7 protein-coding genes and 1 tRNA gene are annotated in these 12,814 nt (G+C 58.0%); 5 read left to right on the top strand and 3 right to left on the bottom strand.

All coding sequences use genetic code 11. The annotated features are described in order from the left end of the window. Positions 1-51 precede the first annotated feature (51 nt). A tRNA-Arg gene (locus tag IE156_RS05530) sits at positions 52-126 on the bottom strand. A gap of 243 nt (positions 127-369) precedes the next feature. On the opposite strand from IE156_RS05530, the gene IE156_RS05525 reads away from it, so the two are divergent. Beyond that, entirely contained in the window at positions 370-1,236 is an 867-nt protein-coding gene (locus IE156_RS05525) for a c-type cytochrome (RefSeq protein ID WP_189391546.1), read from the top strand. 117 nt (positions 1,237-1,353) lie between these two features. Here IE156_RS05525 and IE156_RS05520 read toward each other — a convergent pair whose 3' ends face one another. Then, positions 1,354-2,889, bottom strand: a complete 1,536-nt coding sequence (locus IE156_RS05520; RefSeq protein WP_189391545.1) for a 3-hydroxyacyl-CoA dehydrogenase — start codon at positions 2,887-2,889, stop codon at positions 1,354-1,356. 31 nt (positions 2,890-2,920) lie between these two features. Next, a complete protein-coding gene (locus tag IE156_RS05515) occupies positions 2,921-4,153 on the bottom strand; it encodes a CaiB/BaiF CoA transferase family protein (protein WP_189391544.1) in 1,233 nt (410 codons plus the stop codon). A 245-nt stretch (positions 4,154-4,398) separates the two neighbouring features. Here IE156_RS05515 and IE156_RS05510 point away from each other — a divergent pair, with 245 nt between their 5' ends. From IE156_RS05510 to IE156_RS05495, 4 genes are all read left to right on the top strand, one after another. After that, entirely contained in the window at positions 4,399-5,370 is a 972-nt protein-coding gene (locus IE156_RS05510; protein ID WP_189391543.1) for an NAD(P)H-dependent flavin oxidoreductase, read from the top strand. Positions 5,371-5,386: 16 nt separating this feature from the next. Continuing rightward, complete coding sequence (locus IE156_RS05505; protein WP_189391542.1) at positions 5,387-6,130, top strand: enoyl-CoA hydratase/isomerase family protein; 744 nt, start codon at positions 5,387-5,389, stop codon at positions 6,128-6,130. 220 nt (positions 6,131-6,350) lie between these two features. Beyond that, positions 6,351-11,084 carry a glutamate synthase-related protein gene (locus IE156_RS05500; protein ID WP_189391541.1) on the top strand — a complete coding sequence of 1,578 codons (4,734 nt, stop codon included), beginning with the start codon at positions 6,351-6,353 and terminating at the stop codon, positions 11,082-11,084. A gap of 32 nt (positions 11,085-11,116) precedes the next feature. Beyond that, the gene (locus tag IE156_RS05495; RefSeq protein ID WP_189391540.1) at positions 11,117-12,589 is read left to right on the top strand and encodes a glutamate synthase subunit beta; all 1,473 of its coding nucleotides are present in this window, start codon (positions 11,117-11,119) and stop codon (positions 12,587-12,589) included. The last annotated feature ends 225 nt before the right edge of the window (positions 12,590-12,814 follow it).

Here is a 12,814-nt window from a genome sequence, read left to right as displayed (position 1 = left end):
AGGCCCAAGTCTTGAAAAACGTCCCTAAAGGGACGTATAAACAAAGAATTCTGGCGCGTCCGACAGGAATCGAACCTGTATCGAGGGCTTCGGAAACCCTTATTCTATCCATTGAACTACGGACGCCAAGCTCGCTATTGTAGCGCGAGTTTGGACTTTTTTTCAGCAACTATCAGGCAATTATGAGTGCGCCAAATCAAGAGTCAGATACAAGAGCGATACACTCCGCTATAATCCATGGTTGCGCGATCTTGGTCGGTGGCTTGGTAGACACGTCCTTGCGCACCCCTATTAGGTAGGCGCAAGCCTTTATTGGTGGTCTTTACAGGCCCTCCCGTCATTTCTTGTACGAACAAGCAGGATCCGATAATGAGCAACACGGAACAAAAACCCGAAGAACACAACGAGGGTCACTCAGCCATGATCAAAACCCCTAAACAATTGCTTGTGACCGTGGCTCTGGCTTTCTTGGTGCCCATCGCGATTATTGTCATGCTGGTCAGCCTGGTGACGTCCACCATGGGCGCCGGTGCTGGCTCCAGCGCCCTGTCGCCTGAAGCCATTGCAGCACGTATTCAGCCTGTTGCCGGTTTCAAACTGGTTGACGCCAACGCCGTCAAAGAGCTGAAAACTGGCCAGCAAGTTTACGAAACCACCTGTACCGCCTGTCACGGCGCTGGCATTGCCGGTGCGCCCAAATTTGGCGACAACGGTGCTTGGGGTGAGCTGCTCAAACTGGGCCAGGACGAATTGGTCAAGAATGCGATCCACGGTATCCGCGCCATGCCTGCCAAGGGCGGCAACCCATCGCTGGATGATATCGAAGTGGCCCGTGCCGTTGCCTACATGGCCAATGCTGCTGGCGCTGATTTCAAAGAGCCTGAAGCTCCCGCCCCAGAAGGTGAGGAAGCGGACGCTGCCAAGACTGATGCTGCAGCTCCTGCCGCAGAGGCTCCTAAAGCGACAGAAACCGTTGCAGCTGACGACAGCAAGGTCGACCCAGCCGGTATCAAGCTGTACGACACCATTTGTTTTGCCTGTCACGCTGCCGGTATTGCCGGTGCACCCAAATTTGGCGATCAAGCAGCCTGGAAGCCTTATATCGAATCCGGTATGGACACTATGGTTCAAAAGGCCATTCACGGTGTAGGTGCCATGCCTCCACGTGGCGGCTCGCAAGCCTCTGACGACGAAATCCGTGCTGCTATTCAGCACATGGTTAACGCCGCCAAGTAAGGCCAAGCAAAGGTTCTGTACGTAGCATCGCTGAACCACACGCTCAACAAAAAGCCCGATGATTCATCATCGGGCTTTTTGTTTGCTGCTGCTAAGCAGCCATAACAGTACGCAACTTTACTGCGCCTTGCACTGTGCCAGCGCCGTCAAGGACATGCCCAGTTGAACACGACGCTGCAGCCAGGGACTGGCGCGATAGCGCATATCACCAGTCACCGCCTGCAAAGTATTCAACACATCCAGCAAGCCACGGGCACCCACGGCATCGCCCATGGACAGCGGACCATTGTGGGGGTAACCCAAGCCCAGACGAACAGCGGCGTCAATATCCGATGGCGTAGCAATCTGCTGCTGAGCGATATCGCTGGCAATATTCACGATGGTAGCCACCAGACGCTGGGCCACAAAACCAGCCGAGTCTTCAATCACGCTGACAGCGGTGCCATCACTGGCCAACATGGCCCAGGCTTGATCACGCCATTCTGGTGTCGTCGCTGCTGAGCACATCAGCACACGGCGTCGGCCTTGCTCCAAACCAAACAAGGTGTCCAGCGCCACGGTGCGAGCAGGGTCCAGGCCATGCAGGGACACCAGGGTGGCCACGTCTTCCCCGTATGGGGTCAACAGTATCAAGGCATCAGCAGGAGGCTGGTCGCCTTGCACCATCGTCATGCCCAGCTCTGTCAGCAATTGCTGAGCGCGAGCCTGGCCTTGCTCGTGGTAAGGCGACACCCACACTGGCGCAAAGGAGCTTAGCGCAGGAGGGGCAGGCTCTTGAGGAAGCTGTTTCTTACCGTCTTCATACTTGTAGAAACCTTCGCCATTCTTGCGGCCAAACAATTTGCCGGCATGACGCACCGCGGTGATGGGCGAAGGACGGAAGCGCGGCTCGTCGTAGAACTGACGGTAAATGGATTCCATGACCGGGTGCGATACGTCCAGCGCAGTCAGGTCCAGTAGCTCAAACGGACCCATGCGAAAGCCCGCTTGCTCGCGCATGATGGCGTCGATCTGGTAGAAAGGTGCGACACATTCCTGGGCAATTTTCAGGCCCTCGATGTTCATGCCACGACCGGCGTGATTCACGATAAAGCCCGGCATATCCTTGGCCCGTACAGGCGTGTGGCCCATCTCGCGTGATACCTGCATCAAGGCATCACCCACTTCGGGCGAGGTACGCAAGCCGTCAATCACTTCGACCACCTTCATCAAGGCGACGGGATTGAAGAAGTGGTAACCTGCCACGCGCTCGGGATGGCGGCAGGCTTGGGCAATCGCGGTAATGGACAGCGACGAGGTATTAGAGGCCAGCACGCAATCAGCCGACACAATATCTTCCAGCTGTTGCAACAAGCCTTGCTTCACATCCAGACGCTCAACAATGGCCTCCACCACCAGATCGGCGCGGGCCAGGGCCTGCAAATCAGTGGCGGTTTGCAGGCACGCGGTAGCCGACTGCACCTTCTCGGCCGTCATGCGGCCCTTTTCTTGCAAACGGTTCCAGACTGCGTGTACATCCGTCAGAGCAGCCTTGACCGAGTCCGCATTCAGGTCATAGAGCAAGACCTGCTTGCCAGCCTGGGCCGCAATCTGGGCAATGCCCCGTCCCATAGCACCTGCGCCAACAATAGCGATGGTTTGTATCTGTTTCATGATTCACAACCTGATCGAAAAGCAATAAAAATTAGACCTGCTCGCCTGAGCCAGAAATCAGCGCCTCGACCTTATCGGGCGATAGCTCCAGGACTCGGGACAAGACCTCGCGTGTATGTTCACCCAGACGCGGCGGCGCACTGCGATACTGCACTGGCGTAGCCGACAAGCGCAAGGGGCTGGCTACCGAAGGCAGCTGGCCACCTTGCCCGGTCGGCAAGTCCAGACGCAAACCTCGCGCCACCACCTGCGGGTCCTGATAAACCTGTTCCATTGTATTGATGGGCCCGGCCGGAATGCCCGCCGACTCCAGCGCCAGTAACCAGTTATCGCGTGTCCGGCTCAACATGACGCGTGCCAGCAAGGGCACCAGTTCTTCCCGGTGCGTGACTCGCCCCGAATTGCGTGCAAAACGGGGGCTATCTGCCCATTCCGGGTGGCCCAACTCCTGCGCAAAACTGCGAAACTGGGCATCGTTGCCCACCGCCACAATCAAGTGCCCATCACTGGCCTCAAAGACCTGATACGGCACCAAATTCTGGTGTGCATTACCGGGCCGCTTTGGGGCCTGCCCAGTACACAAGTAATTCATATTCTGATTGGCCATCATGGCCACCTGACAATCCAGCAGGGCAATATCCAGATGCTGGCCCAGACCACTGCGATGGCGTTCTAGCACCGCCGCCAAAACGGCCACCGTAGCGTACATGCCTGTCATGACATCAGCTACTGCCACGCCCGCTTTTTGCGGTTCGCCACCGGGCTCACCTGTCAGGGACATCAGCCCACCCAGCCCCTGGATCATGAAGTCATAACCAGGGCGGCTTGCATAGGGGCCAGTCTGCCCAAAACCGGTAATCGAACAATAGATCAATGCCGGGTTGATGGCTTTCAGACTTTCATAGTCCAGCCCGTATTTTTGCAGGCCACCTACCTTGAAATTTTCCACCAAAATATCGCATCGGCTGACCAGTTGGCGCACCACATCGGCACCTTGTGCAGTGCCAATATCCAGAATGATGGACTCTTTATTACGGTTGGCAGCCCCAAAATAGGCCGCATCTTCCGTGTCCGCTCTGTGACCATCCCGGAGATAAGGAGGCCCCCAGCCACGGGTATCGTCTCCAGCCCCTGGGCGCTCGACCTTGATGACTTCCGCCCCCAGATCAGCCAAGTTTTGTGTACACCAAGGCCCGGCCAGCACGCGCGTCAAGTCCAGAACACGTAATCCCGCCAAGGGCGATTTTCGTTCAGTCGTGGTCATAGCAGACAAAAATCCTTCAAGTGAGCCATTGTGCCCCATGGCTTCTTAGTCCGGTCTACGGACAGAAAAAAGTGCTCAAACAATGGCCATTTTCGGGCCCGGACAAGTTTGTGCACCGCAACAAGCCGGGCGGCGAAAATCCATCCTAGAATAGTGACGATAGATTATCAGCGGCAGATCTTCCTTGCAGGACCCCACCCCTTCAAGAGGCGGGGCACATCATTCCATAACAGGAGACCGACCTTATGCCCTCGGCATTAACGCAGCAGCTTTACCAATCTATGACTCTGCCTGTGATGGCAGCGCCCATGTTCATCGTCTCGAACCCCGCCCTGGTGATTGCGCAATGCGCCAGCGGCATCATCGGTTCGGTCCCCGCCTTGAATGCCCGCCCCCAGGAAAAGCTCAAGGACTGGCTGGACGAGATCGACAACACGCTGGGCGAACTGCGCGAGCGCCACCCCGAGCGCCGCATTGCCCCCTACGCCATCAACCACATCATCCACCAATCCAACGACCGCCTGGAACAGGATTTGATGGTCTGCGCCGACCACAAGGTACCGCTGGTCATCACCAGCCTGCGCGCGCCACAGGACATCGTGCCCCATGTGCATGCCTGGGGCGGCAAAGTCTTCCACGACGTGACCACCTTGCGTCATGCGGAAAAAGCGCTGGAAGCCGGTGTTGACGGCCTGATCGTCGTCGCTGCCGGTGCCGGTGGCCACGCAGGCACGCTAAGCCCCTTTGTACTGGTAAACGAAATTCGCCAGATTTTTGATGGCCCGATTGCCCTGTCCGGAGCCATGAGCCGTGGCCGCGACATTCTGGCCGCCCAAGCCATGGGTGCAGATATGGCCTACATCGGCACCCGCTTCATTGCCAGTACCGAAGCCAATGCCTCGGACGATTACAAAAACATGATCGTCAAAGGCCGTGCGGCCGATATCGTCTACACGCCCTTGTTCACCGGCATTCCCGGCAACTACCTGAAAGACAGCATCCGCGCAGCCGGTCTGGACCCGGACAAGCTGGACGCCGAAAAAGCAGCCGATACGGCCTTTGGTTCGGGTATGAGCAAAGCCTGGCGCGACATCTGGGGTGCTGGCCAAGGCATTGGTGGCATTGATTCGATTGAGCCCACCGCCGATATCGTGGCCCGCCTGCATCGCGAATACCAGGAAGCCAAGGCAGCCCTGCTGGCCTCACCCTTCGCCTGAAACGGGAGCACGCCACATGATACGTACCCATGACGCCGGCCATTGGCTGGAGGTTATTCTGGATCGCCCAGAACGACGCAATGCCCTGACCGGCCCGATGTACGAAGAGCTGGCCGAGATCCTCGACCAGGCCGATCAGAATCAGAAATATCGTGCGCTGATTCTGACTGGGGCCGGGGAGCATTTCTGTGCCGGTAACGACATCTCCGAGCTATCCAATGTGCGCAGCAGCACCGAACCACCCCCGATCAAGTTCCTGCGCAGTCTGGTCAAAGCCGACATCCCCCTGATCGCCGCGGTAGAAGGCCATGCGGTAGGAATTGGCGTGACCTTGCTGCTGCATGCAGACTTTGTGTACGCCGCCCGTGATGCCCGGCTGCGCATGCCTTTCACCGCATTGGGTCTATGCCCGGAAGGCGCATCCAGCCACTTGCTGGCCCAATACGTGGGGCAACGCCGCGCCAACGAGTGGCTGCTGCTGTCACAAGCCTTCAGCGCCGAGCAAGCCATGGAAGACGGCCTGCTGACCGAGCTGACCGACCACGGCAACAGTCTGGAAGCGGCCCGCGCCTGCGCCCATGTGCTGGCCGAGCAGCCACCTATTGCCTTGCGCACCAGCAAGCGCTTGCTGCGGGAGCCGCAACGCGAGGTCTTGCTGGAAGTACTGGAACGGGAGCGCAAGCTGTTTGCAGACCTGCTAGAAGGCGAGGAAGCCTTGCAAATTCTGGGGAAAATGAGCCAGAACCGCAGCGGCAAGTAGCACCGCTGTCGGCAGGCTTGCTGCACAAAGCCGCATGTGCAGCGATCTTGCCACAGTGCACCCTGAACACTTAGGGTAATTAGGGGCCTGTACGGACAGGCCTCTAATTTTTTTTACCGTATTCGCAAAAAAATCTTGCGCACAAAAAAAAAATCGCTGTATTTTATTTTTTGCGCTGCAACAAATGCATCGCTTTAACACGTTCTTTGCGGATACGCCCATGACACGCTCCTGTCCCCCCCAAGCCCAAGGCTTGTACCTTCCCGCTAACGAACACGACGCCTGTGGCGTCGGATTTATCGCACACATCAAAGGCCAGGCGAGCCACGCCATTATCACCCAAGGCCTCAAAATCCTGGAAAACCTGGATCACCGTGGCGCCGTAGGCGCAGACCCCTTGATGGGCGACGGTGCCGGCATTCTGATCCAGATCCCCGACCAGTTGTACCGCGAAGAAATGGCCGCCCAGGGCGTGAACTTGCCGCCCCCCAGCGAATACGGCGTTGCCATGGTCTTTCTGCCCAAAGAAACCGCATCCCGTCTGGCCTGTGAACAGGAGCTGGAGCGTGCGGTGCGTGCCGAAGGCCAACATATGCTGGGCTGGCGCGATGTCCCTGTGGACAGCAGCATGCCCATGTCGCCCACCGTGAAGGCCAACGAGCCAGTGATTCGCCAGCTGTTCATTGGTCGCGGCCCCGATGTCATGGTCCCCGATGCGCTGGAGCGCAAGCTGTACGTCATCCGCAAAACGGCCAGCCACGCCATCTACCGTATGGATCTAGCCCACGGCCAGGAATACTTTGTGACTTCGGCCTCCGTGCGCACCATTGTGTACAAAGGTCTGCTACTGGCCGACCAGGTTGGCCGCTACTACCGCGATCTGGCCGACCCCCGCGCCTGTTCCGCCCTGGCTCTGGTACACCAGCGCTTTTCCACCAATACCTTCCCCGCCTGGCCACTGGCTCACCCTTACCGCCTGATCGCCCACAACGGCGAGATCAACACGGTGCAGGGCAACTTCAACTGGCTGCGTGCCCGTGAAGGCGCCATGGAATCGGCCGTGTTGGGTTCGGACCTGCAAAAGCTCTACCCCATCGTGTACGAAGGCCAGTCCGACACAGCCACCTTCGACAACTGTCTGGAACTGCTGGTGATGGCCGGCTACTCCCTGCCACACGCCATGATGATCATGATGCCCGAGGCCTGGGAGCAGCACGCCGAAATGGACGAGAGCCGCCGCGCTTTCTACGAGTACTACGCCGCACAGATGGAACCCTGGGATGGCCCGGCTGCCATCGCCTTCACGGACGGCCTGCAAATCGGTGCCATGTTGGATCGCAATGGCCTGCGCCCCGCCCGCTACATCATCACCGACGACGACATGATTGTGCTGGCTTCTGAAGCCGGCACCCTGCCTATTCCCGAGCACCGCATTGTCAAGAAATGGCGTCTGCAACCGGGCAAAATGCTACTGATCGATCTAGAGCAAGGCCGCATCATTGACGATGCCGAGATCAAGTCCCAACTGGCCAATACTCACCCCTACAAGCAGTGGATCGAGCGTCTGCGCCTGCGTCTGGATTCCCTGCCCAGCGTGCCGGGTGTACGCCCCCAACTGGCCAACCGCGACCTGCTGGATCAGCAACAAGCGTTTGGCTGGACCCAAGAAGACATTAAAGTCGTGCTGCAGCCTATGGCCAGCAAAGGTGAGGAAGCCACTGGCTCCATGGGTAACGATGCCCCGCTGGCCGTGCTATCCGACAAATCCAAATCCTTCTACAACTACTTCCGCCAGCTGTTTGCCCAGGTCACCAACCCGCCTATCGACCCGATTCGGGAACAAATGGTGATGTCGCTGGTGTCTTTTATCGGTCCTAAGCCCAATCTGCTGGACATCAATAACGTCAACCCGCCACTGCGTCTGGAAGTGTCCCAGCCCATTCTGAGCCCGGCGGACATGAACCAGATCCGCCGTATCGAAACCGCCAGCAATGGCAAATTCCGCAGCCAGGAACTGGACATCATTTACCCCAGCGCCTGGGGACCAGAAGGCGTGGAGGCCAGTGTGGCCGCCCTGTGCGCCCGTGCGGCTGATGCCGTGCGCGATGGCTACAACATTCTGATCCTGACGGACCGACGCTGCGATGCCGAGCATGTAGCCATTCCTGCCCTGCTGGCAACTTCCGCCATCCATCAGCACTTGATCCGCAATGGCCTGCGTACCCGCAGCGGACTGGTCGTGGAAACCGGCTCGGCCCGCGAGGTGCATCACTTTGCCCTGCTGGGTGCCTATGGTGCCGAAGCCATGCACCCTTGGCTGGCCTTTGAAAGTCTGCAGCATCTGGCCCAGGACCCCATCAATCAAATCGACGCGTCTCTGGCCGAGAGCTATTACATCAAGGCCATCAACAAAGGCTTGTACAAGGTCATGTCCAAAATGGGCATCTCCACCTATATGTCCTACACCGGCGCGCAGATTTTCGAGACGATCGGCCTGTCGCGCTCGCTGGTGGACAAATACTTTGTGGGCACGTCCTGCCCGGTTGAAGGCATTGATATTTTCACCGTGGCGGACGAGGCGCTGCGCCAGCACCGCGCCGCTTACAGCAAAGACCCAGTCCTGGAAAACCATCTGGATGCTGGCGGTGAATACGCCGTACGTGTCCGCGGCGAAGAGCATATGTGGACGGCCGACTCTATCGCCAAGCTGCAACACGCCACACGTAGCAAGAACTACAGCACCTACAAGCAATACGCCCAGCTCATCAACGACCAAAGCCGCCGTCACATGACACTGCGCGGTTTGTTCGAGTTCCGTCTGGACCCTGCCCAGGCCATTCCCCTGGAAGAGGTGGAGCCAGCCAGCGAGATCGTCAAACGCTTTGCGACAGGTGCCATGTCGCTGGGTTCCATTTCTACCGAGGCTCATGCCGTACTGGCCGTGGCCATGAACCGGATTGGCGGCAAGTCCAACACCGGCGAAGGTGGCGAGGACGAACTGCGTTATCAACATGAAATGCAGCACGGTAGCAGCGGCATTCGCAACGGCGATACCTTGGCCAGCGTATTAGGCCAAGATCGCGTCTATGCCAACATTGAGCTGCAAGAAAACGACTCGCTGCGCTCGCGCATCAAGCAAGTGGCGTCTGGCCGCTTTGGTGTGTCAGCCCAATACCTGTGCAGTGCGGATCAAATTCAGATCAAGATGGCGCAAGGCGCCAAACCCGGCGAAGGTGGTCAGCTGCCCGGTCATAAAGTATCCGAGTACATCGCCAAACTGCGTTACTCCGTCCCCGGCGTAGGCCTGATTTCGCCTCCACCGCATCACGACATTTACTCCATTGAAGATCTGGCCCAACTGATTCACGACCTGAAAAACGTGAATACCCAGGCCGATATTTCTGTGAAACTGGTCTCCAAGGTCGGTGTAGGGACTGTGGCGGCCGGGGTTGCCAAAGCCAAGGCCGATCACATCGTGATTGCGGGCCATGACGGCGGCACCGGTGCCTCCCCCCTGTCTTCCATCAAGCATGCAGGTACCCCGTGGGAACTGGGCCTGGCTGAAACGCAGCAGACCTTGCTGCTAAACCGTTTGCGCAGCCGCATTCGCTTGCAAGCCGACGGCCAGATGAAAACTGGCCGCGATGTGGTGATTGGAGCCTTGCTAGGTGCAGATGAGTTTGGCTTTGCCACTGCTCCCCTGGTCGTGGAAGGCTGCATCATGATGCGTAAATGCCATCTGAACACCTGCCCGGTAGGGGTAGCCACCCAGGACCCAGTCCTGCGCAGCAAGTTCAAGGGCAAGCCCGAGCATGTGGTCAATTACTTCTTCTTTGTGGCTGAAGAGGTGCGCGAGCTGATGGCCAAGCTGGGCGTACGCCACTTTGATGATCTGATCGGTCGCAGCGACTGGCTGGATATGCGTACTGGCATTGAACACTGGAAGGCCCGTGGCCTGGATTTCTCGCGCCTGCTGCATAAGGTCGAGAACGAAGAGTCGCCACGTCAGATCGCTACCCAGGATCATGACCTGGAGCACACGCTGGACCGCCAACTGATCGAACGCAGTGCCGTTACCTTGAGCCAGGGCACGCCCCTGTCCTTCATCACGCCGGTACGCAATCGCAACCGTAGCGTGGGTGCCATGCTCTCAGGCGTGTTCACCAAGAAATACGGCCATCAAGGTTTACCGGACGACAGCCTGCATATTCAATGCAAAGGCACCGCTGGCCAAAGTTTCGCCGCTTTCCTGGCTCAGGGCATCACCCTGGATCTGGTGGGTGAAGCCAATGACTACGTGGGCAAAGGCCTCTCCGGTGGCCGCATCATCGTACGCTCGCCCAACGACTTCCGTGGCTACGGCCCGGATCACATCATCGTGGGCAATACCGTGCTTTACGGTGCCTTGGCGGGTGCCGCCTACTTCAACGGCGTGGCCGGTGAACGTTTCGCCGTACGTAACTCCGGTGCCAGCGCGGTAGTAGAGGGCGTGGGCGATCATGGTTGCGAATACATGACGGGCGGCACCGTCGTCGTGCTGGGCGAAGTAGGTCGTAACTTTGCCGCTGGCATGTCCGGTGGTGTGGCCTATGTGTGGGACCCTCAACGTCGCCTGCAACTGCGCTGCAACCCCGGCATGGTGGATCTGGAGCCGGTTCAGAGCAAGGCCGAGCAAGAGATGAACAGCAGCATGGCGCAATGGCATAGCCGCAGCGCACAAAGCGAGCGTCAGACCGACGATGCCATCTTGCACACCTTGGTCCAGGAACACTTCAAGGCCACTGGCAGCTTTCAGGCCCGTGAGTTGCTGAAGGACTGGGACAGCGCCCGCTCACAGTTCGTCAAAGTCATTCCGCGCGAATACCGCCGTGCATTGAGCGAACTGTGGCAAGGCCCGCAAGCCAGCAAAGCCGCGCCCAAAAGCAGTAAAACCCGCCGTTCGGCTTCGGCCTGAACCCTTCCCATCACCATCAGGAAACACACATCATGGGAAAGACGACTGGATTTCTTGAGTTTCAACGTCTGCAAGAGGCCGTAGAAGCTCCTTTAAAGCGGGTCAAGCACTGGAAAGAGTTTGTCCAGGTATTGAATGATGAGCAGGCTGGTCAGCAAGCCGCCCGCTGCATGGATTGCGGTATTCCGTTCTGCCACAACGGCTGCCCGGTTAACAACATCATTCCCGACTGGAATGATCTGGTGTACCGCCAGCAGTGGAAAGAAGCGCTGGACGTGCTGCACTCCACTAATAATTTTCCGGAAATTACCGGCCGCATCTGCCCTGCTCCTTGCGAGGCGGCCTGTACTTTGAACATTGATCGTGCGCCCGTGGGCATCAAGTCCATCGAGCACGCGATTATTGATAAAGGCTGGGCTGAAGGCTGGGTAGTGCCACAAGTGCCCACTCATAAAACCGGCAAACACATTGCTGTCATCGGCTCCGGACCTGCCGGTCTGGCTTGTGCGCAGCAGTTGGCACGGGTAGGCCACGATGTCACTGTGTACGAGAAAAGCGACCGGATTGGCGGCTTGATGCGTTACGGTATCCCCGACTTCAAGCTGGAAAAGGGCTTATTGGACCGCCGTGTGGCGCAGATGCAGGCCGAGGGCGTGCAGTTCTGCCCTTCTACCTATATTGGTCAGGCGCAGGATCAGGCGGCCCAGGAACCTGGCTTAACTGTCCTCTCGCCCACCGAGCTGGAACAGCGGTTTGATGCCATCGTTCTGGCAGGCGGTTCGGAAACCCCTAGGCTGCTGGATGCCCCTGGCAGCCAGCTACAAGGCGTACATCCCGCCATGGATTTTTTGCGTATCCAGAACCAGCAAGTGGCCGGATCGCGCGGTACGCCGGCTATCAGCGCCCAGGGCAAGCATGTCGTGGTCATCGGTGGTGGCGACACCGGCTCTGATTGTGTGGGCACTAGCACTCGTCAGGGCGCGAAATCGGTAACACAGTTTGAACTAATGCCACGTCCGCCCGAGCAGGAAAATACGGAGCTGACCTGGCCCTACTGGCCCTTGAAGTTGCGTACGTCGTCTTCGCATGACGAAGGGTGCGAGCGCGATTGGGCGATCAACACGGTAGAGCTGGAAGGCAAAAATGGTCAGGTTAAGGAGCTACGTGCTGTGCGCGTGGATTGGAAAACGGATCCTGAGACGGGTCGCATGAGCATGACTCCGATTGAGGGGTCTGAGGTAGTTTTCCCAGCTGATCTGGTTTTGCTGGCTATGGGCTTTACTGCTCCGGTACGTCAGGTCCTGGACGCTTTTGCGGTTCAGGCGGATAGCCGTGGCAATGTGGCGGCTAATACCGATGATTATCTGACCAGCCGCACTAAGGTCTTTGCGGCAGGCGACATGCGGCGTGGGCAGTCTTTGATTGTTTGGGCTATCCGTGAAGGTCGTCAGTGTGCGCGTTCGGTAGATGAGTTTCTGATGGGGAGTTCTACGCTGCCGCGTTGAGATGACGCACTGATTTGACGCTTTGTTTGATGGCCTCTTCTTACTGATTTAGCGATCTCGTGCTCAGGCTTTGATAGGTCGCTATTTCAGAGGGAGAGGCCTGTTTTATGCAGGCTTCGCTGTTGGCAAGGGTGTCTGCCCTATGCCATGTCTGCTCTTGGCAGCTTAGTCTGACTTCTTATGGATGGCGCTAGTTCTGGGAGTAAGGTCGGTCTGCTATGGGAC

The organism is Alcaligenes pakistanensis, from assembly GCF_014652815.1.
GTDB classification, from domain to species: Bacteria; Pseudomonadota; Gammaproteobacteria; order Burkholderiales; family Burkholderiaceae_B; genus Alcaligenes; species Alcaligenes pakistanensis.
Note: the sequence above shows the minus strand (reverse complement) of the source record. Positions and strands in the feature narration are given on the sequence as shown.

What these genes read in the sequence shown, in the direction of transcription:
- IE156_RS05520 (WP_189391545.1), bottom strand. Translation starts at nt 2,889, where the DNA reads ATGAAACAGATACAAACCATCGCTATTGTTGGCGCAGGTGCTATGGGA.
- IE156_RS05500 (WP_189391541.1), top strand. Translation starts at nt 6,351, where the DNA reads ATGACACGCTCCTGTCCCCCCCAAGCCCAAGGCTTGTACCTTCCCGCT.
- IE156_RS05505 (WP_189391542.1), top strand. Translation starts at nt 5,387, where the DNA reads ATGATACGTACCCATGACGCCGGCCATTGGCTGGAGGTTATTCTGGAT.
- IE156_RS05525 (WP_189391546.1), top strand. Translation starts at nt 370, where the DNA reads ATGAGCAACACGGAACAAAAACCCGAAGAACACAACGAGGGTCACTCA.
- IE156_RS05510 (WP_189391543.1), top strand. Translation starts at nt 4,399, where the DNA reads ATGCCCTCGGCATTAACGCAGCAGCTTTACCAATCTATGACTCTGCCT.
- IE156_RS05495 (WP_189391540.1), top strand. Translation starts at nt 11,117, where the DNA reads ATGGGAAAGACGACTGGATTTCTTGAGTTTCAACGTCTGCAAGAGGCC.
- IE156_RS05515 (WP_189391544.1), bottom strand. Translation starts at nt 4,153, where the DNA reads ATGACCACGACTGAACGAAAATCGCCCTTGGCGGGATTACGTGTTCTG.